This is a genomic window from Arthrobacter sp. ASL1, from assembly GCF_056680475.1.
Window position 1 is genome coordinate 3,482,622 of the sequence record NZ_CM155284.1, and the last position, 23,518, is coordinate 3,506,139.

23 protein-coding genes are annotated in these 23,518 nt (G+C 67.8%); 18 read left to right on the forward strand and 5 right to left on the reverse strand.

Going from position 1 to position 23,518, the window contains the following annotated elements:
• Positions 1-88: 88 nt before the first annotated feature.
• Positions 89-760, reverse strand: coding sequence for a TetR/AcrR family transcriptional regulator (locus AC1MEQ_RS16445; RefSeq protein WP_479792231.1), 672 nt, complete (start codon positions 758-760; stop codon positions 89-91).
• Between the two features lie 102 nt (positions 761-862).
• Here AC1MEQ_RS16445 and AC1MEQ_RS16450 point away from each other — a divergent pair, with 102 nt between their 5' ends.
• The 7 genes from AC1MEQ_RS16450 (at position 863) to AC1MEQ_RS16480 (ending at position 8,029) form a co-directional block, all read left to right on the forward strand.
• Positions 863-2,470 carry a carboxyl transferase domain-containing protein gene (locus AC1MEQ_RS16450; protein ID WP_479792232.1) on the forward strand — a complete coding sequence of 536 codons (1,608 nt, stop codon included), beginning with the start codon at positions 863-865 and terminating at the stop codon, positions 2,468-2,470.
• 5 nt (positions 2,471-2,475) lie between these two features.
• Positions 2,476-4,488 (forward strand): acetyl/propionyl/methylcrotonyl-CoA carboxylase subunit alpha, encoded by a 2,013-nt coding sequence (locus tag AC1MEQ_RS16455; RefSeq protein ID WP_479792233.1) that lies wholly within the window; start codon positions 2,476-2,478, stop codon positions 4,486-4,488.
• 9 nt (positions 4,489-4,497) lie between these two features.
• Positions 4,498-5,661 (forward strand): acyl-CoA dehydrogenase family protein, encoded by a 1,164-nt coding sequence (locus AC1MEQ_RS16460; protein WP_479792234.1) that lies wholly within the window; start codon positions 4,498-4,500, stop codon positions 5,659-5,661.
• A 9-nt stretch (positions 5,662-5,670) separates the two neighbouring features.
• Positions 5,671-6,207, forward strand: coding sequence for a MaoC family dehydratase (locus AC1MEQ_RS16465; RefSeq protein ID WP_479792235.1), 537 nt, complete (start codon positions 5,671-5,673; stop codon positions 6,205-6,207).
• Positions 6,204-7,028 (forward strand): HpcH/HpaI aldolase/citrate lyase family protein, encoded by an 825-nt coding sequence (locus tag AC1MEQ_RS16470; RefSeq protein ID WP_479792236.1) that lies wholly within the window; start codon positions 6,204-6,206, stop codon positions 7,026-7,028. Before AC1MEQ_RS16465 ends, AC1MEQ_RS16470 begins: the two co-directional genes overlap by 4 nt.
• Positions 7,029-7,111: 83 nt before the next feature.
• A complete protein-coding gene (locus tag AC1MEQ_RS16475; protein ID WP_479792237.1) occupies positions 7,112-7,543 on the forward strand; it encodes a MarR family winged helix-turn-helix transcriptional regulator in 432 nt (143 codons plus the stop codon).
• A gap of 63 nt (positions 7,544-7,606) precedes the next feature.
• Complete coding sequence (locus tag AC1MEQ_RS16480) at positions 7,607-8,029, forward strand: organic hydroperoxide resistance protein (RefSeq protein ID WP_479792238.1); 423 nt, start codon at positions 7,607-7,609, stop codon at positions 8,027-8,029.
• On the opposite strand, the gene AC1MEQ_RS16485 is transcribed toward AC1MEQ_RS16480, so the two are convergent.
• Both AC1MEQ_RS16485 and AC1MEQ_RS16490 read right to left on the reverse strand, forming a co-directional pair.
• Positions 8,030-8,716, reverse strand: a complete 687-nt coding sequence (locus tag AC1MEQ_RS16485; RefSeq protein ID WP_479792239.1) for a response regulator — start codon at positions 8,714-8,716, stop codon at positions 8,030-8,032.
• On the reverse strand, positions 8,713-10,335 hold the full coding sequence (locus AC1MEQ_RS16490; RefSeq protein WP_479792241.1) for a sensor histidine kinase: 1,623 nt from the start codon (positions 10,333-10,335) through the stop codon (positions 8,713-8,715). Before AC1MEQ_RS16490 ends, AC1MEQ_RS16485 begins: the two co-directional genes overlap by 4 nt.
• A gap of 205 nt (positions 10,336-10,540) precedes the next feature.
• On the opposite strand from AC1MEQ_RS16490, the gene AC1MEQ_RS16495 reads away from it, so the two are divergent.
• From AC1MEQ_RS16495 to AC1MEQ_RS16505, 3 genes are read left to right on the forward strand one after another with little or no spacing between them, the layout of a single operon-like run.
• Positions 10,541-11,545 (forward strand): Bug family tripartite tricarboxylate transporter substrate binding protein, encoded by a 1,005-nt coding sequence (locus AC1MEQ_RS16495; RefSeq protein ID WP_479792243.1) that lies wholly within the window; start codon positions 10,541-10,543, stop codon positions 11,543-11,545.
• Positions 11,542-12,045: a tripartite tricarboxylate transporter TctB family protein gene (locus AC1MEQ_RS16500; protein WP_479792245.1), complete on the forward strand. Its 504-nt coding sequence runs from the start codon at positions 11,542-11,544 to the stop codon at positions 12,043-12,045. Before AC1MEQ_RS16495 ends, AC1MEQ_RS16500 begins: the two co-directional genes overlap by 4 nt.
• Positions 12,046-13,677, forward strand: coding sequence for a tripartite tricarboxylate transporter permease (locus AC1MEQ_RS16505; protein ID WP_479792247.1), 1,632 nt, complete (start codon positions 12,046-12,048; stop codon positions 13,675-13,677).
• A gap of 433 nt (positions 13,678-14,110) precedes the next feature.
• On the opposite strand, the gene AC1MEQ_RS16510 is transcribed toward AC1MEQ_RS16505, so the two are convergent.
• Both AC1MEQ_RS16510 and AC1MEQ_RS16515 read right to left on the reverse strand, forming a co-directional pair.
• Positions 14,111-14,599 carry a GNAT family N-acetyltransferase gene (locus AC1MEQ_RS16510; protein ID WP_479792248.1) on the reverse strand — a complete coding sequence of 163 codons (489 nt, stop codon included), beginning with the start codon at positions 14,597-14,599 and terminating at the stop codon, positions 14,111-14,113.
• 215 nt (positions 14,600-14,814) lie between these two features.
• Positions 14,815-15,423 carry a flavin reductase family protein gene (locus AC1MEQ_RS16515; RefSeq protein WP_479792249.1) on the reverse strand — a complete coding sequence of 203 codons (609 nt, stop codon included), beginning with the start codon at positions 15,421-15,423 and terminating at the stop codon, positions 14,815-14,817.
• Between the two features lie 412 nt (positions 15,424-15,835).
• Here AC1MEQ_RS16515 and AC1MEQ_RS16520 point away from each other — a divergent pair, with 412 nt between their 5' ends.
• From AC1MEQ_RS16520 to AC1MEQ_RS16555, 8 genes are all read left to right on the forward strand, one after another.
• Positions 15,836-16,093: a type II toxin-antitoxin system RelE family toxin gene (locus AC1MEQ_RS16520; protein ID WP_479792250.1), complete on the forward strand. Its 258-nt coding sequence runs from the start codon at positions 15,836-15,838 to the stop codon at positions 16,091-16,093.
• A 44-nt stretch (positions 16,094-16,137) separates the two neighbouring features.
• Positions 16,138-16,674 carry a hypothetical protein gene (locus AC1MEQ_RS16525; protein ID WP_479792251.1) on the forward strand — a complete coding sequence of 179 codons (537 nt, stop codon included), beginning with the start codon at positions 16,138-16,140 and terminating at the stop codon, positions 16,672-16,674.
• A 49-nt stretch (positions 16,675-16,723) separates the two neighbouring features.
• Positions 16,724-17,953, forward strand: coding sequence for a 1-deoxy-D-xylulose-5-phosphate reductoisomerase (gene dxr / locus AC1MEQ_RS16530; RefSeq protein ID WP_479792253.1), 1,230 nt, complete (start codon positions 16,724-16,726; stop codon positions 17,951-17,953).
• The gene (locus AC1MEQ_RS16535) at positions 17,950-19,317 is read left to right on the forward strand and encodes a M50 family metallopeptidase (protein WP_479792254.1); all 1,368 of its coding nucleotides are present in this window, start codon (positions 17,950-17,952) and stop codon (positions 19,315-19,317) included. Before dxr ends, AC1MEQ_RS16535 begins: the two co-directional genes overlap by 4 nt.
• On the forward strand, positions 19,310-20,902 hold the full coding sequence (locus AC1MEQ_RS16540; RefSeq protein WP_479792255.1) for a hypothetical protein: 1,593 nt from the start codon (positions 19,310-19,312) through the stop codon (positions 20,900-20,902). Before AC1MEQ_RS16535 ends, AC1MEQ_RS16540 begins: the two co-directional genes overlap by 8 nt.
• Before the next feature lie 40 nt (positions 20,903-20,942).
• Positions 20,943-21,233 (forward strand): YciI family protein, encoded by a 291-nt coding sequence (locus AC1MEQ_RS16545; protein ID WP_479792256.1) that lies wholly within the window; start codon positions 20,943-20,945, stop codon positions 21,231-21,233.
• An 81-nt stretch (positions 21,234-21,314) separates the two neighbouring features.
• On the forward strand, positions 21,315-22,475 hold the full coding sequence (gene ispG / locus AC1MEQ_RS16550; RefSeq protein ID WP_479792257.1) for a flavodoxin-dependent (E)-4-hydroxy-3-methylbut-2-enyl-diphosphate synthase: 1,161 nt from the start codon (positions 21,315-21,317) through the stop codon (positions 22,473-22,475).
• 122 nt (positions 22,476-22,597) lie between these two features.
• Positions 22,598-23,509 carry a GNAT family N-acetyltransferase gene (locus AC1MEQ_RS16555; RefSeq protein WP_479792259.1) on the forward strand — a complete coding sequence of 304 codons (912 nt, stop codon included), beginning with the start codon at positions 22,598-22,600 and terminating at the stop codon, positions 23,507-23,509.
• Positions 23,510-23,518: the final 9 nt, after the last annotated feature.

The following is a 23,518-nucleotide window of genomic DNA, read 5'->3' on the forward strand; positions in this document are numbered from 1 at the left end:
GTCTGTACCTCTCTATGACAACGGCGTCGGTCGTTCATGGTCCGGCTCGCGGACATGATTGCCTCCAGACTACCGGTGCCGGTCGCTCCTAGCGCACGGGTGCCTGCAGTGCGGCCACCGCCATGGCCACCAGCCGCCGCCGCCGGGCCGCCGGGTCCACCGCCGAGCGGTGGGCCGAATGGGGGGTCGAGTTGATCAGCCCGAGTACCGATTGGGCGCGGAAACGTGCGGCGGACTCGTCCTCGTCAGCGTGCAGCAGGCGCAATTGCGCCGTCCAGACCTCGATGTAGGCGCGCTGCAGCCGTCGTACGGTGGCGGCGTCCTCGTCCGCGAGGCTGGCCATGTCCCGGTCCTGGACCCGGATGACGTCGCGGTGTCCCAGGGCGAAGTCGACCTGGAAGCCGACGAGTTCGGCGAGCACCCCGGCGGGGGTGCCACCGGCCCGCGCCACCTCGCTGCCGCCGTCGTACAGGTCGTGGCTGACCTCGACGAGCAGTGCCCCGAGCATGGCGGCCTTGCCGGGGAAGTGGCGGTAGACGGCCGGGCCGCTGATGCCCGAAGCCTGCCCCAGGTCCTCGATCGAGACGCCGTGGTAGCCGTGCAGGGCGAAGAGTCGCGCCGCCTCGGCGAGCAGGGTGGAGCGGCGGGAGGCCTTGGCCCGGCTGCGCCCGGTGGGCTCCGGGGTGGTGTCCGGCTGCGGATCGTGCTCCACGGTGCACCTCCTGTCGGCGTGGGCCAGCACACATTCGAGGCTGGACATTTCAGTTAATGAATACTAACGTCTATTTCAGTTAGTACCTATTAACTCAACTGGCAACCGGCCGTCGCCGGAACGCCTCCACGACGCCGAGGAAGAGCACCCATGGAAACCCTGGCCTCCCACCTGGACCCGGCGGCCGCATCGTTTGCCGACAACGACGCCGCCCAGCGCGGCCTCGTCGGCGAACTGCGCGCCCGCCTGGACGCCGCGGCCCGCGGCGGCAGCGAGAAATCGCGCCGCCGGCACACCGACCGCGGCAAGATGCTGCCGCGCGAACGCGTCGACGCACTGTTGGACGAGGGCTCCCCGTTCCTGGAGATCGCCCCGCTCGCCGCCGAGGACATGTACGACGGCGAATGCCCCGGGGCGGGCATCATCGCCGGGATCGGGCTCATCCACGGCCGCCAGGTGCTGGTCATCTCCAATGACGCCACCGTCAAGGGCGGCACCTACTACCCGATGACGGTCAAGAAGCACCTGCGCGCCCAGGAGATCGCGCTGGAGAACCACCTGCCGTGCATCTACCTGGTCGACTCCGGCGGGGCGTTCCTGCCCCGCCAGGACGAGGTCTTCCCGGACCGTGACCACTTCGGGCGCATCTTCTACAACCAGGCCAACCTCTCGGCGCGCAAGATTCCGCAGATCGCCGCGGTCCTGGGCTCCTGCACCGCCGGCGGCGCGTACGTGCCGGCGATGAGCGACGAGACGGTCATGGTGCGCAACCAGGGCACCATCTTCCTGGGCGGACCGCCGCTGGTGAAGGCCGCCACCGGCGAGGTCGTCACGGCCGAGGAACTCGGCGGCGCCGAACTGCACTCCACGGTCTCCGGCGTCAGCGACCACATCGCCGAGGACGACGGGCACGCCCTGCAGATCGTCCGCGACATCGTCGAGACCCTCCCGCCGCCGGCCGCCCCGGCCTGGGCCATTGCCGAAACCCGCGAACCGGTGGCCGATCCCGGCGAGCTCTACGGCGCGGTCCCCGTCGACGTAAACGGGCGCTACGACGTCCACGAGGTCATCGCCCGCATCACCGACGGCAGCGGATTCCACGAATTCAAGGCCGGCTACGGCACCACCCTGGTCACCGGGTTCGCACAGATCCACGGCCACCCGGTCGGCATCGTGGCCAACAACGGCGTGCTGTTCTCCGAATCGGCGCTCAAGGGCGCCCACTTCATCGAATTGTGCGACCAGCGCGGCATCCCGCTGGTGTTCCTGCAGAACATCTCGGGGTTCATGGTCGGACGCGACTACGAGGCCGGCGGCATCGCCAAGAACGGCGCCAAGATGGTCACCGCCGTCGCCACCTGCCGCGTGCCGAAGCTGACGGTGGTCATCGGCGGCTCCTTCGGTGCCGGCAACTACTCGATGTGCGGGCGGGCCTACTCGCCGCGCTTTCTGTGGATGTGGCCCGCCGCCCGGATCTCCGTCATGGGCGGGGCGCAGGCATCCTCGGTCCTCTCCACCGTCAAGCGCGACGGCATTGAACGGTCCGGCGGCAGCTGGAGCGACGCCGACGAGGAGGTCTTCAAGGCCCCGATCCGCGAGCAATATGAAAGCCAGGGCAACCCGTACTACTCCACCGCCCGGCTCTGGGACGACGGCATCATCGACCCCGCCGACACCCGCCGGGTGCTCGGCCTCGCCCTGGACGTCTGTGCCACCGAACCCCTGCCGGACACCTCGTTCGGCGTCTTCAGGATGTGAACCCGATGACCGAGAACCACCCCGAAGCACCGCTCTTCGACACCGTGCTGGTGGCCAACCGCGGAGAGATCGCCGTGCGCGTGATCCGCACGCTGCGCCGGCTGGGCATCCGCTCCGTCGCCGTCTACTCCGAGGCCGACGCCGGGGCCCGCCATGTGCGCGAGGCCGACGACTCCGTGTGCCTGGGCCCCGCGGCCGCGGCGGAAAGCTACCTGAACATCGACGCCGTGCTGCGCGCCTGCCGCACCTCCGGCGCCCAGGCCGTCCACCCCGGCTATGGGTTCCTCTCCGAGAACCTTGACTTCGCCCGGGCCCTGGAAGATGCCGGCATCACCTTCATCGGCCCCAGCGCCCACTCCATCAACCTCATGGGCGACAAGATCCGGGCCAAGAACCACGTCGCCGGCCACGGCGTCCCCGTCGTGCCCGGCGTGGCGGATCCCGCCCTGGACGATGCCGGCCTGATCGAAGCCGCCACCGGCGTCGGATTCCCGCTGCTGATCAAGCCCTCGGCCGGCGGTGGCGGCAAGGGCATGCACGCCGTCGAGACCGCGGCCGAGCTGCCGGCCACCCTGCAGACAGCGCGCCGCGTCGCCCGCAGCTCCTTCGGCGACGACACACTGCTGCTCGAACGCCTGGTCCGCAGCCCCCGCCACATCGAGGTCCAGGTCCTCGCCGACACCCACGGGAACACCATCCACCTCGGCGAGCGCGAATGCTCGTTGCAGCGCCGCCACCAGAAGGTCATCGAGGAGGCCCCCGCACCGCTGCTGGAGATGCTCGACGACGGCGCCGCCATGCGCGAGCGCATCGGCGCGGCAGCGGTCGACGCCGCCCGCTCCGTCGACTACGTCGGCGCAGGCACCGTGGAGTTCCTGGTCTCCGACGAGAACCCGGGCGAGTTCTTCTTCATGGAGATGAACACCCGCCTGCAGGTCGAGCACCCGGTCACCGAGGAGGTCGTCCGCGTCGCCGGCCGGCAGATCGACCTCGTCGAATGGCAGGTGCGCATCGCCGCCGGGAAGCGGCTGGACATCGCGCAGGACGCGATCACCCTCTCCGGGCACGCCGTCGAGGCCCGCGTCTACGCCGAGGACCCCGCCCACGGTTTCCTGCCCTCCATCGGGACGATCCTGCGCGCCCAGGACCCAACCGGCGAGGGCGTCCGCACCGACTCGGGGATCGCCACCGGCTCCGAAATCACCCCGGACTACGACCCGATGCTCGCCAAGGTCATCGCCCATGGCACCGACCGTGCCCAGGCCCTGGCCCGTCTCGACGCAGCACTGGCCGACACGGTGGTGCTCGGGGTGCAGACCAACCTGGAGTACCTGCGCGCCCTCATCGCCGAACCCGATGTCCAGGCCGGACGCCTGGACACCACGTTCATCGACCGGTGGGGAACCCAACCGAAGCGGGTCCCCACCGAGGCCGAACTGCAGGCGGTCGCCGCCCGCTTCCTCGCCCTGGAACCAGGGCCAGCCACCCGGTTCGGCGCGTGGAGCGCCGACGGCTGGCGGCTGGGCACCTACCGGGTCCGGACCCTGGCGCTCGAGATCGACGACGAGCTCTACACCGTCCAGCCCGCAACCGACGGCGAGACCGTGGAAGCCGCCGTCGTGCCCGCGTTCGAGCCTGTCCCCTGCACCGGTGGCCGTGAAGCCTGGATCGGCGCGGCCGGATACGGCGCCCACGTGCGCTGGCTGGACCGCCGCGCCGTGGTGCACCGCCGGTTGGCGGGCATCGAACGCGAGGAGGCGGGCGGAGATCCCGAATCGCGGTCGCCGATGCCCGGAACCGTCGTCTCCGTCCAGGTCGCCACCGGTGACCACGTCGAGGCCGGCCAGCCGCTGGCCGCCGTGGAGGCGATGAAGATGGAACACCCGCTCACTGCCGGGCTCACCGGAACCGTCACCGTCCATGTCGCGGTCGGCGACCACGTGGCCGCCGGCACCTCCGTGGCCACCGTCGTGCCCGACCCCACCGACACCGCCGCCGACACCACCCCCACCAGCTAAGGAACCACCATGCCGAACCTCGAACTCGAAGACGACTACCAGGACCTCTCCGACACCGTCCGCGACTTCGCCGACACCGTCGTCGCCCCGGTCTCCGCGAAGCACGACGAGGAGCACAGCTTCCCCTACGAGGTCGTGTCCCAGATGGGGGAGATGGGCCTGTTCGGCCTGCCCTTCCCCGAGGAGCACGGCGGCATGGGCGGGGACTACTTCGCCCTGGCCCTGGCCCTGGAGCAGCTTGGACGTGTCGACCAGTCCGTCGCGATCACCCTGGAGGCCGGTGTCTCCCTGGGCGCGATGCCGATCCACCGTTTCGGCACCGACGCGCAAAAGGAGGAATGGCTGCCCCAGCTGGCCAGCGGGAAGGCGCTCGCCGGGTTCGGCCTGACCGAGCCCGAGGCCGGATCAGACGCCGGTGGAACCAAGACCACCGCCAAGCTCAAGGACGGCAACTGGGTCGTCAACGGCAACAAGGAGTTCATCACCAACTCCGGAACCGACATCACGAAGCTGGTCACCGTCACGGCGGTCACCGGCTCCTCCGAGCGCGCCGATGGGTCGGTGAAGAAGGAGATCTCCACGATCCTCGTGCCGACCGACACCGCCGGCTTCACCGCCGAGAAGGCGTACAACAAGGTCGGCTGGAACGCCTCCGACACCCACCCACTGACGCTGAGGAACGCCACCGTCCCCGAGGCCAACCTGCTCGGCACGCAAGGGCGCGGCTACGCGAACTTCCTGTCCATCCTCGACGAGGGCCGCATCGCCATCGCCGCGCTGGCCACCGGCGCCGCCCAGGGCTGCGTGGATGAATCCGTGCGCTACGCCAAGGAGCGCAGCGCGTTCGGGCAGAACATCGGCAAGTACCAGGCCATCTCGTTCAAGATCGCCCGCATGCAGGCCCGCGCCCACACCGCCCGCCTGGCCTACTACGGCGCCGCGTCGAAGATGCTCGCCGGCAAGCCGTTCAAGACCGAGGCTGCGATCGCGAAGATGGTCGCCGGCGAGGCCGCCATGGACAACGCCCGCGACGCCACCCAGGTCTTCGGCGGCTACGGTTTCATGAACGAGTTCCGCGTCTCGCGCCACTACCGCGACTCCAAGATCCTCGAGGTCGGCGAGGGCACCACCGAGGTCCAGCTGATGCTCATCGCCCGCGAGCTCGGGCTCTAGGAGGCCACCATGAGCCAAACACCAGGGCACGACGACGGTGCCTCCTCCCCGGGGCGGCGCGTCACCCAGCGCGGACTCTACTTCGACGAGTTGGAGCTGGGCACCGTTTACGTGCATAGCCCGGGCCGGACGATGACCGAGACGGACAACGTCCTGTTCACCACGATGACCATGAACAACCAGGCCCTGCACCTGGACGCCGCGTTCAGCGCCAAGCAGCCGTTCGGGCAGCGACTGGTCAACTCGATGTTCACCCTCGCCACCCTGGTGGGCCAGTCCGTCGGCCAGCTGACCCAGGGCACCATCATCGGGCAGCTGGGCCTGTCGGACGTGAAGTTCCCACACCCGATCTTCCATGGGGACACGCTCTATACCGAAACCGAGATCACCGGGCTGCGGCCCTCCAAATCCCGGCCGGGACAGGGCATCGTGACGATGAAGCACACCGGCCGCAACCAGGACGGGATCGTGGTCGCCGAGGCCTCGCGGACCGCGTTGATGTGGACCGAGGCCGGACACCGCGCGGCGGGGGAGGAGCAGGCATGAGTGTCGACGGGCATCCCGCGTTCACCATGGGCCCGGCCATCCTGTTCTGTCCGGCAGACCGGCCCGAGCGCTATGCCAAGGCCGCCGCACGTGCCGACGCGGTGATCATCGACCTCGAGGATGCCGTCGCCCCGGCCGACAAGCCGGCGGCCCGCCAGGCACTGGCCGATAACGCACTGGATCCAACGCGGACGATCGTCCGGGTCAACCCCGTATCCACCGAGGATTTCGCCGCCGACCTGGCAGCCCTGCGCCGGAGCGCCTACACCACGGTGATGCTGGCCAAGACCGAACACGTTGAACAGGTCCGTCGGCTGGCCGACTACAGCGTCGTCGCCCTGTGCGAAACGGCGCTCGGCGTGCTCAACGCACCGGCCATCGCCGCCGAGGAGAATGTCGTGGCGCTGATGTGGGGCGCCGAGGACCTGGTCGCCTCGTTGGGAGGGACCTCCAGCCGGCACGACGACGGATCCTACCGCGATGTCGCCGTCCACGCGCGGGCCGCCGTGTTGCTGGCCGCCGGAGCCCACGGCAAGGCCGGCATCGACTCGGTGTACATCGACATCCCCGATACCGAGGGGCTCGCCGCGGAAAGCCGCGATGCCGTCGCCAGTGGATTTGCCGCCAAGGCCAGCATCCATCCGGCCCAGATGCCGGTCATCCGCGACGCCTACGCCCCGGACCCCGCAGCGGTGGAGCGGGCCCGGACCATCCTGGAAGCGGCCCGTACATCCCACGGGGTGTTTTCCTTCGAGGGACAGATGGTCGACGAGCCCCTGCTGAGGCACGCTCGCCGACTGGTGGCCCGCGCGGGGGAGTAGGGCGCACCCGCGATATCGCCACGTGTCACTGTCTTTTTGACATTTAAGTTGTGCACAACTAAGTTGTGCGTTATGTTTATGTCATGACGCCGACTGATCCTCTCGCATTGGACGCCCAGCTGTGCTTCTCCCTCTATTCGGGCGAGCGCACGGTCGGTGCCGCGTACCGCGAGCTGCTGGCCCCTCTTGGCCTGACCTATCCGCAGTATCTGGTCATGCTCGTGCTCTGGGAGGGGGACGACCAGCCCGTCTCGGCACTGGGCCGTCGGCTCGGCCTCGATAGCGGGACCTTGTCGCCGTTGCTGAAGCGGCTGGAGGCCGCGGGCAGGATCAGCCGCCGCCGATCGGTCGGAGACGAACGCGTCGTCCGGGTGCAGCTCACCGACTCGGGTGCAGCCCTGCGTGCCGACGCCGTTTCCATCCCCGCACAGCTGGCCTCACGGATGCATCTCACCAGCGGGGAAGCCGCCGAATTGCACCGCCTGCTCGGCAAGATCTGCGGCCGCGGCGCATAGACCACCGGAGCCCCCCAGGGGCATCCGGCCACCACCAACGACGACCACATAGGAGAAAAGCCCATGAAGACCCTCTACACCGCAGAAGCCCTCGCCACCGGAGCCGGGCGCGATGGTCACGTCGCCACCACCGACCGGCGGGTCGACTTCGACCTCGCCGTCCCCGAGGCAATGGGCGGATCCGGCAACGGGGCGAACCCCGAGCAGCTCTTCGCTGCCGGTTACGCCGCCTGCTTCCACAGTGCCCTCCAGCTCGTCGCACGCCAGCGCAAGGTGGACATCGAGGGATCCAGCGTCGGTTCCGAAGTGCATCTGGGCGGCATTGACGGCGGTGGATTCGGTCTGGCCGTGACCCTGGAGGTCACCCTGCCCGAGGTGGACGCCGGCGTCGCCCGTGAACTCGCCGATCGCGCACACGAGGTCTGCCCCTACTCCAATGCCACCCGCGGGAACATCGAGGTCAAGATCCGCGTCTCCGACGACTGATCAGTACCTCTCTCGCGGGCCGTTAGTGGTGCGGTAATAGCGCCGTTCCGGGCGGCCCGCCCCGTAGCGTAGCCGCACCCCGGCAGCGCCGGTCTCTGTGAGTTGTTCCAGATACCGCCGGGCGCTGACCCGTGAAATTCCCAAGGACTCGGCGGCTTCCAGCGCGGAGACATCAGCCGGTGCGGTGCGAAGCAGTTCCTGGACCCGTTGCAACGTCTCGGCACTGAACCCCTTGGGCAAGGGGGCGCTCCGTGGTGTTGAACCACCGAAGACCCGATCGATGTCGGCCTGCTGCGCCGTCCCGGAATCGTCGAGCGAGCGGTACGTGCTGGCGTAGTGTGCCAGCCGGTCGGCCAGGTCCTGCCGAGTGAACGGTTTCATCAGATAGTGGACGATGCCCCCGCGCAACGCGCTGCGCACCGTGTCCGCCTCCCGGGCGGCGCTGATGACCAGGACGTCCAATTCAGGGACTAACTCGCGGAGCCGGCGCAACAACTCGAGCCCCCCGATATCGGGCAGGTGGATATCCAAGAGCACCAGATCCGGGATCACGCGGCGGACCTCGGCCAACGCCTGAGAGCCGGTATGCGCCACACCGCACACCTCGAAACCCGGCACCGCGGAAACGAACCCGGTATGGATGCGGGCCACCATGAAATCGTCGTCGACGATGAGGACCTTGATCACTGCGAGACCTCCCGCGCTAGCACCGCGGTGAACACGGCGCCGCCGTCGTTGCGCACCGAGGCCGAGCCGCCCCGGCGCTCGCAGACAAGCCGGGTCAGGGCGAGGCCGAAACCGCGCCCTGCGGAGGATACCGAGGCCTTGGAGCTGTAGCCCTGTTGGAAAATCCGGTCCCGCTCGGCGGCTTCGACCCCTGGTCCCGAATCCCGGACGGTCACGATCACCAGGGTATCGTCGTCGGCCAGGCCAAGTTCCACGGAACCGTCAGGCAATCCGGCAACGGCATCAAGGGCGTTGTCGACCAGGTTTCCCACCACGGTAACCAGATCGCGGGAGAGCACCTCATCGACTTTGCCCAAGCTGCTCCCGGGCGCCAGGCGGATCGAGACCCCGCGTTCGCCCGCCAGACTGGACTTGGCGATGACCAGCGCCGCGATGGCAGGGTCGGCGATTCCTTGGGTGACGTCGTCGACGAGTTGAGTGCGGCTGAAACTCACGCCGTCGACGAACCCCAGGGCCTCGTCGTATTCGCCCAGTTGGAGGAGGCCGGAGATCGTGTGCAGCTGGTTGGCGAATTCATGGGTCTGTGCGCGGAGGGTATCCGTGGTGGTCCGGGTGGCTCCGAGTTCGCTTTCCAACGTGGAGAGTTCGGTGCGGTCGCGCAACGTCGTCACCCAGCCGACGGCCCGTCCGCGCGATTGCATGGGCCGCCGGTTGAGCACCACCAGGCGCTCACCGACCAGCAGCAGTTGGTCCATCTGGGCCGGCCCCCGCGTCAGGGCCGCGCGCAAGGCGTCGCTGACGCGCAAATCGTCGAGCGGCAGGCCTTCGGAGTGTGCTGGCCAACCAAGCAACTCGAGTGCGGCATCGTTGACCAGGGTGATCCGATCGCGGAGATCGATCGCGACAACGCCTTCCTTGACGCCGTGGAGAATGGCCTCGCGGTGCTCGACGAGTCCGGCGATCTCGTCAGGTTCCATGCCCAGGGTCTGGTGCTTGACCCGGCGGGAGAGCAGCAGGGACCCCACCGTGCCGACCGCCAGCGAGACGCCGAGGTAGATCAGTAGATTCGGCACCGTGCCGCCCAACCGCTCCCAGAGCGAGGGGTACGTTCGACCGATCACCGCGACGCCGACCAGTTCCCCGGAGTCGTCGAGGACGGGCACGTGGGCGACCAGGGTGCGCAACGAATTCGCCGTGACGGAACCGGTCCAGGCGCGGCCGTCCATGACGTCGCTGCGGCCCAATTGCAGTGGCTCGCCGAGCTGTCCGGGATCCGACGAGGCCACGATCGTGCCATCGCTCAGGGCCAATTGCGCCAGGGACGCGCCGGATACCGAGCGCACCGACTCGGCTGCTGCCGGCAGCGACGAGCCCAACTTGGGGGCAGCCTCGGGAAGAAGGGAACGCACGATCGGCATGGCCGCCAACGTCTCCGCCGCCGAAAGCGCCCGGCGGCTTTCCATGCGTTCGAACGTCCGCTCCGATTGCGCCAAGGAGATGAACAGGACCCCCACGAGAACCGCCAGCACGATCAGTAATTGCAGCGCCAGGAATTGGCCGGAGAGCGTGAACCGACGGCGATTCTGCGGCACGATGGTGCCGGCTGCTGGACGGGACACGAGCACGGCCTTCCGTGGCACACGGACGACGCCGATGCCGCATCATAGGGGCGGGGGAACGCCTGAACTCTACACAGTGTCCAGCCTGGGGGCGACTGCGGGTGGTAACACAATGAACACAAGTTCCATTGCGACCACAAGGGTGACCTGGGTCACGCCCGAACCTAACGTGGAGCCATTCGCACCCCAATGAAAGAGGTACACCATGCGCCGCAGAAGCGCGCTCAAGCTCTCCGCACTGGCGGCAGGCATCATGCTCGCCGCTTCCGGTTGTGGCGTCACCGGCTCCGCCGACAGCGCCGCTGGTTCCGAGGCCGCTGGCCCGGTGACCGGATTGCGCATCATGGTCCCGAACACCCCCGGCGGCGGCTATGATACAACCGCCCGCGTGGCCGCCCAGGCCATGGAGGAAGCGGAGATCACCAGCGGCGCCGAGGTCTTCAACCTGGCAGGTGCCGGCGGAACCGTCGGCCTGGCCCGCATCATCAACGAAAAGGGCAACGGCGATCTGGCGATGCTCATGGGTCTGGGTGTGGTGGGCGCCAGCTACACCAATGACTCCGACGCCAAGCTGACCGAGACCACCCCCATCGCCAAGCTCATCGAGGAGCCGGGCGCCATCATGGTCTCGAAGGACTCGCCCTACAAGACCATCGACGACCTGGTGAAGGCCTGGAAGGCCAACCCGGGCAAGATCAGCGTCGGCGGGGGCTCCTCGCCGGGCGGCCCCGACCACCTCCTGCCCATGCAGCTGGCCCAGACCATCGGTATCGACCCGAAAAAGGTCAACTTCGTTTCCTACGACGGCGGCGGCGACCTGCTGCCTGCCATCTTGGGTAACAAGCTCGACGTCGCTGCATCCGGCGCTGGTGAGTTCCTGAAGCAGATCGAGTCCGGCGACATCCGAGTCCTGGCCACGAGTGGCGAGGAGCGGCTGGACGGCGTGGACGCCCCGACCCTGAAGGAATCCGGCATCGATCTCGTCTTCAGCAACTGGCGCGGTCTGGTGGCCCCTCCGGGCATCTCCGACGAGGACAAGACGAAGCTGGTCGAGACCGTCACGAAGATGCACGAAAGCGATGAGTGGAAGGAAGCCCTGAAGAAGAACCGCTGGTCGGATGCCTTCATCACCGGCGACGACTTCGGCTCCTTCCTGAAGGACCAGGACCAGCGCGTGGCCGACGTCTTGCAGAAGTTGGGCTTGGCGTGAGCGAAGTCGCCACCCGGCGCACCAACCGCTCCGAGCTGGGCTTCGCGGCCCTGCTCGGAGCGGTTGGGGTGGTTGTCATCATCGACGCCGTCGGCCTGCATGCCCCGTATTCCCAGGCCGACCCCGTCGGCCCCCGTGCCCTCCCCTTCATCGTCGGGGGCCTGCTGCTGGTGTGTGCCGTTCTGCTGGCGATCACCGTCGCCCGAGGCGGCACCGCGGAACCCGATGACGGCGAGGACATCGACCCGAATACACCCATAGGCTGGCGCACGGTGCTGCCGCTGATCGGATTCTTCATCCTGAACATCGTCCTGATCAATCCGCTGGGGTGGGTCATCTCCGGCACCCTGCTCTTCTGGGGCAGCGTCTGGTCCCTGGGCAGCCGCCATTACGTTCGCGACGGCATCGTCTCGCTGGTGATGGCGCTGGGCACCTTCTACGGCTTCTACCTTGGCCTTGGCATCCACCTGCCGGCCGGCGTGCTCGAAGGAGTGCTGTAAATGGATACCCTCAACATGCTCCTGCAGGGTTTCGCCACCGCCGCGACGCCCATGAACCTGCTCTACGCCTGCCTCGGTGTCTTCTTGGGCACCGCGGTCGGTGTCCTTCCGGGGATCGGTCCGGCCATGACCATCGCCCTCCTGTTGCCGGTCACCTATGCCATCGAACCAACTAGCGCGCTCATCATGTTCGCCGGCGTCTACTACGGCGGCATGTATGGCGGATCGACCACCTCGATCCTGCTGAACACCCCAGGTGAGTCCTCGACCGTGATCACTGCGATCGAAGGCCACAAAATGGCCAAGTCCGGACGGGCGGCCCAGGCGCTCGCCACCGCGGCCATCGGCTCCTTCGTTGCCGGGACCATCGGCACCGCGTTGCTGGTCACGCTGGCACCCCTCGTGGTCAAGTTCGCGGTCAGCTTGGGTGCCCCCAGCTACCTGGCCATCATGCTCCTGGCCCTCATTGCGGTCACTGCCGTCCTCGGCTCGTCCAAGCTGCGCGGCTTCGCGTCTCTGGGGCTTGGCCTGGCCATCGGCCTGGTGGGCATGGACATCGTGACCGGGCAGGGGAGGCTCATTTTCGGCCAGCCCCTGCTTTCTGACGGTGTCGACATCGTCGTCGTCGCCGTGGCCATTTTCGCGCTCGGCGAGGCACTCTGGGTGGCGGCCCACCTGCGGCGCACCAAGTCCCAGACGATCCCGGTCGGCCGGCCGTGGATGGGCAAGAGCGATTGGAAGCGATCGTGGAAGCCCTGGCTGCGCGGCACCGCCTTCGGCTTCCCGTTCGGTGCCCTGCCGGCCGGCGGCGCCGAGATCCCGACCTTCCTGTCCTACGTGACCGAGAAGAAGCTCTCCAAGCACCCGGAAGAATTCGGGCACGGCGCCATCGAAGGCGTCGCCGGACCCGAGGCGGCCAACAACGCCTCGGCGGCAGGAACACTCACGCCCATGCTGGCGCTCGGTCTGCCCACGAACGCCACGGCTGCGGTGATGCTGGCAGCCCTGATGCAGTTCGGAATCGACCCGGGACCGTTGCTGTTTGAAAATGAACCGCAGCTAGTGTGGGCGTTGATCGCCAGCCTGTTCATCGGCAACACGCTGTTGCTGGTGATCAACCTGCCGCTGGCCCCGCTGTGGGCGAAGCTCCTGCAGCTTCCGCGGCCCTACCTCTACGCTGGCATCCTGTTCTTCGCCACGTTGGGCACGTTCGCCGTGAACAGCCAGACGTTCGACCTGGTTCTGCTCCTGGTACTGGGCCTGCTCGGCTTCGCCATGCGCCGGTTCGGCGTCCCGGTCCTGCCGCTGATCCTGGGCGTCATCCTGGGCCCGCGCATCGAGTTGCAGCTGCGTCGGGCCTTCCAGCTCAGCTCGGGGGACCCTGCGGGACTTGTTAACGAGCCGGTCGCCGTGGTCGTGTACGTGATCATCGCCTTGGTCCTGCTATGGCCCGTCGTCACCGCGATCCTGCGCCGTACCAACCCACGAGTGGCCGCTGCAGTGACGTTGCACGATGCAGAACGCATCACCGTCCATGACGACGACGCTGCCGGTCTCGATTCCGATTCCACACGATCCATGCAGACCGGAGCAGGGCAGGAACCCCAGGAACAGCAGAAGCAGAAACACTAGCTCGCTGCCCGGAGCCCTGATGGCCCGCCACCCCAGTTGATTGATCTGGGGTGGCGGGCCAACCTGTATGGGTGGTTGCCGACATGGCCCTCAAGGCTGCATCGCGTTGCGGAGGCTCGAACGCTTGACGTCGGTCCCTTCGTGAGACCACGTCGGTTGCGCAGGTCTGGTCCGATCTGCCTGCGGTGAAGCCCCGAAGCCGCCTCTTGCGTGTAGCGCTTGGGGTACCTCCCCTGGGCATGATTGCTGGCGGGTCTTACGGTATTTGGACGTTCGCAGTGACGCGCCAATCACGGATAGACACGATTTATGTTTTGTCTGTCTCAGTGGCAGGCCGACCTACGGTACTGTTTCAGAAACATTCATAGGGGACATCTCTTGCGGGGCATTGGCCGATCGACTAATGCCCCGAAACTCCGCTTTGGGTCACCGTCTAGAGAGCCAATTTGAACCCCACGTGAGATGGGGTAAAGCCGAGGCGTTCATAGAAGCGATGCGCATCTCCTCTAACTTTGTCGCTGGTCAGCTGAACCAAGGACACATCGCGCCGACGGCCCTCCTCGACGGCCCACTTCATCATCTCCGAGCCGAGTCCGTTGCCACGCAGCCGCTCATCTACCCGGACGGCCTCCACGGTCAGTCGAGTCGCGCCTGACCGCGCGAGACCGGGAATGACGGTCAACTGCATGGTTGCCACGACGGCATCCCCCTCGTCGAGCACAACTACCAGCAACTGCGCGGGGTCTGCATCGATTGCCCGGAAGGCATCCAGATACGGAGCGCGATGCTCAGGTGCCGCCGAATTCTCAGCTTGTCGAAGAGTGTCGTTGGCTAAAAGCTCGACAAGTGCGTTGAGGTCTGATTCAACAGCCCTGCGTAGATTGAACTTCTTTTCTGACAAGGTGAAGGTTTCCAAAGTCATGGATTCATCCTGACATGTCAGCGAGGGTACTGACGGACCAGAGCGGGACGATTTACGAGTCCCTACCCACTGGGATGGAACGTGCCGACGGCTCTCGAAAAGCGTCCGGTTAGCTTTCCGCTTACGGGCCCGGAGCGCCGCCTTCGATTGACGGTGGCATTACCGCCCCAAGAACGCCACAAATTCGGTCCGGGCCGGTCGATATTGCTGAATTCCTAGCTTGGCCGGACTAGGTCAAAGCGGCCCTCGGCAAGGATCTCGAAGTAGGCGCTTGGCCCGCCTGCGCGCAGGACTGGCTGGGCGAGCGCCGTCTGATAAATGCCGTTGGGAATCATGGCTTCATCGATGTGCACCGCGATGACTTCCCCGATCGTGAGCACACCCGTAGACGTGTGCCCGTCGGCGCCGCGCAAGGGAATGACGTCGCTGACCCGGCACTCGAAGCTCACGGGCGAGGCTGCGACACGCGGCGCACTGATATCAACTGAGTCAGCGGCTTCCAAGCCGGATGCGACGAACTCATCGACGTCGGACGTCGTGGATGTTGCGTTCATTTTTTCTGCGAGGGTGCGCGTGACGAGGTTCCAGGTGAATTCACCGCTCAGCTCAGCATTGCACGCGGTGTGCTTGCGGGCGGTACTTGAGAAGCCAATGAGTGGCGGCGTGTAGGAGAACGCATTGAAGAAGCTGTACGGTGCGAGGTTGCGAACTCCAGCGGGGGAAAGCGTTCCAATCCAACCGATCGGACGTGGTCCGACAATTGCATTGAACGGATCGTGCGGAAGCCGGTGGCCCTCTGCTGGGCGGTAGAAGTGCGAGGTCATCCGTTCAGTCAATCATCCATCGACAGCACGGACCTGTTCTTCCGCACAGGCAATATGCCGAGATCCCACGGAAAATACAAGCGACCCAAGGGCCATTCTCGGATTCGCCCAAAGAGCTAGTCCGCGCTGCCCGATACGGTCCAATTGCAGCGCCACTCGAGGGTGGATACACGACGTCGGGCGAGTTGGCTGGTGTCCCGTTTGCCGTTTCCCAAACTGGACCCTCGTCTTTGACCGCTGATTCCGCGATCCTCGCGGCTCGATGCTTACAGATTCCGAGCGCAGCGAATGTCGGACGCCGAAATCCGAATGCCCTGGAGGATGCCGAAGGCGTCGCCGTATTCGACGAGGCGACGGCAGAGGAGGGGTCGAATATCCCTTGGGCCCAGGTGAAGGCCGATCTCGGCTGGTCGTGACCTCTCATGTCGAACTTCGCCCCGCAGCAGTCCGCGCCCTGAAGCGAATTGATCATCAGGATCGTGACCGGATTCGCGGCACGAGCGCGCTCCTCGGCGAGGACCCACGACCGCAATGCGCCGGAGCACTCCGAGAGCGACCCGGTTTTCGAATCCGCGTCGGTGCCTACCGCATCAGCTACACCGCGGCCGACAGCATCCTTGCTGTCGCCGTCAGCACGCTGGGCCATCCCGGCAGCGTCTACGATCATTGACGGCCACCAGCAGGCCGCGCCCACCCTTCTGCCAGACTGGGCCCATGGACGAGGAACTGGACTCCACCTACAGCACGCTTGAGGGCGTGCCCTACGTCCGGCTTTTCGCCGACTACGGCGAGAGCCCGGTGTGGACGTGGGAACCACTGGATTATGCCGAGCTGCAACTTCCCCCGGACCTGGAAGCGCGGATGCGCACTTGGGAGGCGACGTTCTACGCGAGCGACATGGACCAGACGTCGCACGGTCCGATGGCACAGCGCCACCGGGCCGAGGGGATCCTGCTCGCAGGGCAGCTCGCCGGCGAACTGGGCTCGCCGCTGGCCGTGCACTATGCGCCGGCCGATCCCGAAGCGCTGTCCCTGGCCGGCCAGGACGACGTCGAAGGCCACCGGCCCTCGCTTGCCGACCCGACGATCTTCCACGTCGACACCTTCCCCGTCCGCCCGGCGGTCACGCGCGACATCGTCTGGATGCTCCAGCACCCCTTCGAGCGTCCCGACACCGGGGGAGCAGGACCCCTGGACGCCGATTGGAGCGACCTGGGAGACGACGACGGACCGGGCGGCGGCAGCCACTAGCAGCACGCCCGGTGTGCGCCCGCGGCCGCCGGTGCGCGATACTGGAGGCATGGAGTTCCGCGAGCCGCAGCACAGCACACTTCCCCTGCACGAGCCCCGGCGCATCGTCTTGCTCGGGTCGACCGGGTCCATCGGCACGCAGGCCATCGAGGTCGCCGACCATGCACCAGAACGCTTCCGCATCGTCGCGCTCGCCGGCGGCTCCAACGTCGAGCTGCTCGCCCGCCAGGCCGTCCACACCCGCGCCGAGGTCGTCGCGCTCGCCGAGGGCGACGTGGACGAACTGCGCCGGCGCATCCACGACCACGCCGAGCTGGCGGGACACAGCGGGTACCGCCCCGAACTGCTGACCGGTCCAACCGCGGCAGCCCGCGTCGCCGCCTACCCGGGTGCCGACGTCGTGCTCAATGGCATCACCGGCTCCATCGGCCTGGCCCCGACGCTCGCCGCGCTGAAGGCCGGGCACCTGCTGGCGCTGGCCAACAAGGAATCGCTCATCGCCGGCGGCGCCCTGGTCAAGGACGCCGCGGCCCCCGGACAGCTCGTCCCGGTCGACTCGGAGCACTCGGCGATCGCCCAGGCCCTGCGCGCCGGCACCCCCGAGGAGGTCGCCCGGCTCATCGTCACCGCCTCCGGGGGCCCGTTCCGCGGCATGACGCGCGCTCAGCTGATGGACGTCACCCCCGCCCAGGCGCTGGCCCACCCCACGTGGGACATGGGCCAGGTCATCACCACCAACTCGGCGACCATGGTCAACAAGGCGCTGGAGGTCATCGAAGCGCACCTGCTCTTCGACGTCCCGCTGGATCGGGTCGAGGCCGTGGTCCATCCGCAGTCGATGGTGCACTCCATGGTCGAGTTCATCGACGGCTCCACCATCGCCCAGGCGTCGCCGCCGGACATGCGCCTGCCGATCGCCCTGGGGATGGGGTGGCCGGCCCGCGTGCCCGGCTCCGCCGCCGGCTGCGACTTCACCCGCGCCTCCGAGTGGACGTTCGAACCGCTGGACGAGGACGCCTTCCCGGCGATCCGGCTCGCCAAGGCCGCCGCCCGCGCCTCGTCCACGCACATGGCCGTCTACAACGCCGCGAACGAGGAGGCCGTGCACGCCTTCCACGCCGGGGCCATCCGCTTCCCCGGGATCGTCGACACCGTCGAGGCGGTGGTGGAGGCGTACGACGCCGATGCCACCTCCGGGGGCGCGCTCACCGTGGACGCGGTGCTGGCCGCCGAGGCCTGGGCACGAAAAGCAGCCCAGGATCGTTGGGGACAGTTGTGACAGTTCTCCTCTTCATCGCCGGTGTCCTGATCCTCGCGATCGGCGTCGCCGTGTCCATTGCCCTGCACGAGGTCGGCCACCTGGTTCCGGCCAAGGCCTTCGGCGTGCGCGTGCCGCAGTACATGATCGGCTTCGGCAAGACGCTGTTCTCCCGCAAGCGCGGCGAAACCGAATACGGGCTCAAGGCCATCCCGCTCGGCGGCTATATCTCCATGATCGGGATGTACCCGCCCTCGGCGGCCACCGACGTGGATGGCAAGGTCAGGGCATCCAGCACCGGCATGTTCACCCAGATGGCCGACGAGGCCCGCAAGGCCGCCGCCGAGCAGCTGCAGCCGGGCGACGAGAACCGGATGTTCTACAAGCTGCCGGTGTACAAGCGCGTCATCATCATGCTCGGCGGGCCGTTCATGAACCTGGTCATCGCGTTCGTGCTCTTCGCCGTGCTGCTCTCCGGGTTCGGGACCGTCCAGTCCACGACCAACGTCACCGAGGTCTACCAGTGCGTGGTCAGCCAGGCGGACCAGAAGGCCCGCGGCGGCGACAACGCGGCGTCGAACTGCCAGCCGGGGGACCCGAAGGCCCCGGCCTACGCGGCGGGCCTGCGCCCGGGGGACCGGATCACCTCCTTCAACGGGCACGACGTGCGCGAATACCAGTGGGATGAACTGACCACCCTGATCCGCGCCTCCGCCGGGAACTCCTCGACGATGACCTACCTGCGCGACGGCACCGAACACACCACGACGATCACCCCGATGCTCACCCAACGCCCGGCCCTGGACATCAACGGCCGCGCCAAGACCGACGCCAACGGCAACACCGACCTGGTCGACGTCGGCTTCGTCGGCATGGGCTCCCAGGCCAAGCAGATGACCGTCCCGCTGACCGAGGTCCCCGGTGCCGTCGGGGAGAACGTGCGCGCCGTGGCCGGGATCGTCATCGACCTGCCCGCCCGCCTCGTCGCCGTCGGGAAGGCCGCGTTCTCCGATGCCCCGCGCGATCCCAACGGACCCATGTCGGTCGTCGGCGTCGGGCGCATCGCCGGCGAGGTCAGCGCCATGGACCAGATCCCGCTCAAGGACCGCTTTGCCACCCTCATCGGTCTGGTCGGCAGCCTGAACATCGCCCTGTTCGTCTTCAACCTGATCCCGTTGCTGCCGCTGGACGGCGGCCACGTCGTCGGCGCCCTGTGGGAGGGGCTGCGCCGCATGGTCGCGAAGGTCTTCAAGCGGCGCGATCCGGGCCCCGTGGACATCGCCAAGCTCATGCCGCTGACCTATGTTGTCGGCATCCTGATGTTGGGCATGGGTGCGCTGCTGATCTACGCCGACATCGTCAAACCGGTTAACATCTTTGGTTGACACCTCGGCCACCCGCACGGTGATCGCCACGGCGGCCGCCGGCCTGGCGATCGCCCTGGTCCTCTCGGGCTGCACCGGGCCGGACCCGGCCGACCCGTCGTCCCCGGGCACGATGGCGGCGGCCTCCTCGTCCGCCGATCCCCACCAGGTACACCTGGCCTCCGCCGAACCCGGTGTCCACTCCCTCGGCGGCACCGGCCGGGGACTGGCCATCGCCGCCAGCCGCGCCTTCTTCGACCACACACCCGCCGTCGTCGTCCTCGATGACGATGCGGGCGACGACGACGCGCACGCAGCGGCCGCCCGGGCCCAGGCGCTCGGCATCCCGCTGTTGCTCGCTCCGGGCTCGACGAAGCAGGCCGGCGCCGTGGCGGCCGAACTCGACCGGCTCGGTGCCTCCACGGTGATCCGTTACGACGCCCCGCAGAAGGCGGAGGAGGGCTCCGGCGCGGCGTCCGGGGCAGCCGCCGCCCCGTCCTTCGGGGCAGACGTAGAGGTGGTCGACGGCACCGACCCAGGTGCCCAACTACCCGATGTCGAGTCGGCGGCAGCGGGTGGGCCCCGCGCCGCCGTGGCGGTGAAGGGGGAATCCGACGCCGGAACGCGCGCCGCCCTGGCCACCGCCCGCGCCGCGGGGGCCACGGTGCACACCATGGCCTCGGCCGATCCACGCGCCGACGCCGAGCGCGGCTTCTTCCGCGATCATGCCGACGCCGCCCTCTACGCCGTCGGTTCCGGCTTCGGTCCCGCGCGGGAATTCGCGGCACTGGCCGCCACGGCAGCGACCGGCCCCGAACTGCCCGGCGGCGGGCAGATCGTATTCCCCGACCGGCGTATGGTCGCCCTCTACGGAACGCCCGGCACCGCATCGCTGGGCCTGCTGGGGGAACAGGGCGTCGACGCCTCCATCAAGCGGGCGAAGAAGCAGGCGGCCGCCTACCAGCCCTACAGCAAGCAGAGGGTCCAGCCGGCCTTCGAGATCATCGCCACCGTCGCGTCGGCTTCCGCCGGCAAGGACGGGACCTACTCGTCGTACGTTCCGGTCCAGAAGATCGAAACCTGGGTCAAGGCCGCCCGGAAGGCCGGGGTCTACGTGGTGCTGGACCTGCAACCGGGACGCAACGACTTCCTCACCCAGGCCAAGCACTACCAGAAACTGCTGGAGTACCCGAACGTCGGGTTGGCCTACGATCCGGAGTGGCGGCTGAAACCGGGTCAACGGCACATGGCCCAGATCGGCTCGGTCGATGCGGCCGAGATCAACCGGACCAACGATTGGCTGGCCGCCCTCACCCGCAAGCACCGGCTGCCGCAGAAGGTCGTGATCCTGCACCAGTTCCAACGCGGGATGATCCGTGACCGGGCGGACCTTGACACCTCGCACCCGGAACTTGCCCTGGTCCTGCACGTCGACGGCAACGGCACCCCCGCGCAGAAGATGGCCACCTGGAACCACCTGCGCCGTGACCTGCCGGAGGGCATCCGGATGGCGTGGAAGAACTTCGTCGACGAGGACTCCCCGACGTTCACGCCAAAACAGACGTTCGACGTCGAGCCGAAACCGTGGTTCGTGTCCTACCAGTAGCCGGTCCCGGGGCCGCCGTGACGGAACGTACACTGGGCGCATGACGATCATTGCCGTGGAATACGTTTACGCCGCCGACTCCGACACCGCCCGTGACGAGCACCGTCCGGGCCACCGCGCCTTCCTGGGCGGGTTGTCCGGCGATTTCTCGCTGGTGGCCTCCGGCCCCTATGTCGATGGATCCGGCGCCTTGCTGCTCATCAAGGCCACCTCCGAGCAGGCCCTGGCCGAGAAGCTCGGCGAGGACCCGTTCAACGCCAACGGGCTGGTCTCGGCGGTGCGCCTGACCGCATGGAGCCCCGTCACCGGTGAGCTCTCTCACCACGCCTGAGTCCGCCCCGGCCCCCGAAGTGCCCGCACAAGGGGGATAATGGGAACTGACGAACCACCACCTGAATACCCGGAGGATAATTTGACCTCGGTCAGCCTTGGAATGCCAGCCGCCCCACCACCGGTGTTGGCCCCGCGGCGGAAAACCCGCCAAATCAAGGTCGGATCGGTGGGCGTCGGCTCCGAATCCCCGATCAGCGTGCAGTCGATGACCACCACGCCGACCACCGACATCAACGCCACGCTGCAGCAGATCGCCGAGCTCACCGCCTCCGGCTGCGACATCGTGCGCGTGGCCTGCCCCTCGGCCGACGACGCCGAGGCCCTGCCGATCATCGCCAAGAAGTCGCAGATCCCCGTCATCGCGGACATCCACTTCCAGCCGAAGTACGTCTTCGCCGCCATCGAGGCAGGCTGCGCAGCGGTCCGGGTCAACCCCGGGAACATCCGCAAGTTCGACGACCAGGTCAAGGAGATCGCCCAGGCGGCCAAGGACCACGGCACGTCCCTGCGCATCGGCGTCAACGCCGGCTCGCTGCACCCGGACCTGATGAAGAAGTACGGCAAGGCCACCCCCGAGGCCCTCGTCGAATCCGCGGTCTGGGAGGCCTCGCTGTTCGAGGAGCATGACTTCCACGACTTCAAGATCTCGGTCAAGCACAACGACCCGGTCATCATGGTCGCCGCCTACGAGATGCTCGCAGAACGCGGCGACTGGCCGCTGCACCTGGGCGTGACCGAGGCCGGCCCCGCCTTCCAGGGCACCATCAAGTCGGCCACCGCCTTCGGAGCGCTGCTGTCCAAGGGCATCGGCGACACGATCCGTGTCTCCCTCTCCGCCCCGCCGGTGGAGGAGATCAAGGTTGGCGACCAGATCCTGCAGTCGCTGAACCTGCGCCCGCGCAAGCTCGAGATCGTCTCCTGCCCGTCCTGCGGCCGCGCCCAGGTCGACGTGTACACGCTCGCCGACCAGGTCACCGCGGGCCTGGAGGGCCTGGAGGTCCCGCTGCGCGTGGCCGTCATGGGCTGCGTCGTCAACGGCCCCGGCGAAGCCCGCGAGGCAGACCTCGGCGTCGCCTCCGGCAACGGCAAGGGCCAGATCTTCGTCAAGGGCGAGGTCATCAAGACCGTGCCCGAGGACCAGATCGTCGAGACGCTGATCGAGGAGGCCATGCGTATCGCCGAGTCCATGGACGCCCCCGAGGATGGTGCCGCGGCCGCCCCGACCGTGTCGGTGTCCTGACCCGGGACACCCACCGCCACCACCTCCGTCTTCCCGGCCGGCGTCATGCGGTTTCACACCGGCACGGATTCTGCGAGACTTTGCCCTAGGACGCCATCGCGTCGCGACGGGAAGGGGAGACGATGTCCAGGATCCTTTCCCGTGCCGTCCCCTGGTTCCCCGCCGCCAAGGGCCGTTACAGCGGTGGCGAGGAACTCGTCGACACCGTCAGGGTGCTGGCCGAGGAGGACACCCCGGCACTTCGTGGTCTCATCGCCCGCGACCCGGTGGCGAACATCTTCATGGACGCCCAACTCGAGGCCACCGGCACCGCGGCACCCACCGCCGGTGGATCGCTGGTCCTGGGCCGGTTCGACGGCGGCGGGCTGTCCAGTGCGCTGTGGGTCGGGGCCAACCTGGTCCCGGTACAGGCCGGCGCCGATGACGCCGTCGCCTTCGCCACCGCGGTGCTGTCCCTGCACCGCAACTTCTCCTCGATCTTCGGCCCGGCTGATGCCGTGCTGCCCCTCTGGGATTCGTTGCGCCCCGAATGCGGCCAGCAGGCCTTCGATGTGAGGGCCCGCCAACCCCTGATGGTTTTGGGCCAGCCGCCCGCCATCCTCCCCTCGACCCGGGTCAGGCGCTCCACGGCGCAGGATTACGACGCCGTCCTGCCGGCCTGCGCGGCCATGTTCCAGGAGGAACTGGGCTACTCGCCATTGGATGCCGGCGGCTCCTACTACCGTTCGCGCGTGCGGACCCTCATCCAGCAGGGCCACTCCTTCGTGGACACCGCCGCCGACGGCAGCATCCGCTTCAAGGCGGAGCTCGGCACCGTCTCGAGGCGCGCCACCCAGATCCAGGGGGTGTGGGTTGCCCCGGCCCACCGGGGGGAGGGCCTCGCGGCTCCGGCCATGGCAGCCGTCGCCGGGTCAGCCCTCGCGCTGGCCCCGATGACGAGCCTGTACGTCAACGACTACAACCTGCCCGCCCTGGCCACCTACCGCCGGGTCGGCTTCGAACAGGTCGGGGAGTTCGCCACCGTCCTGTTCTGATCGGCGAAA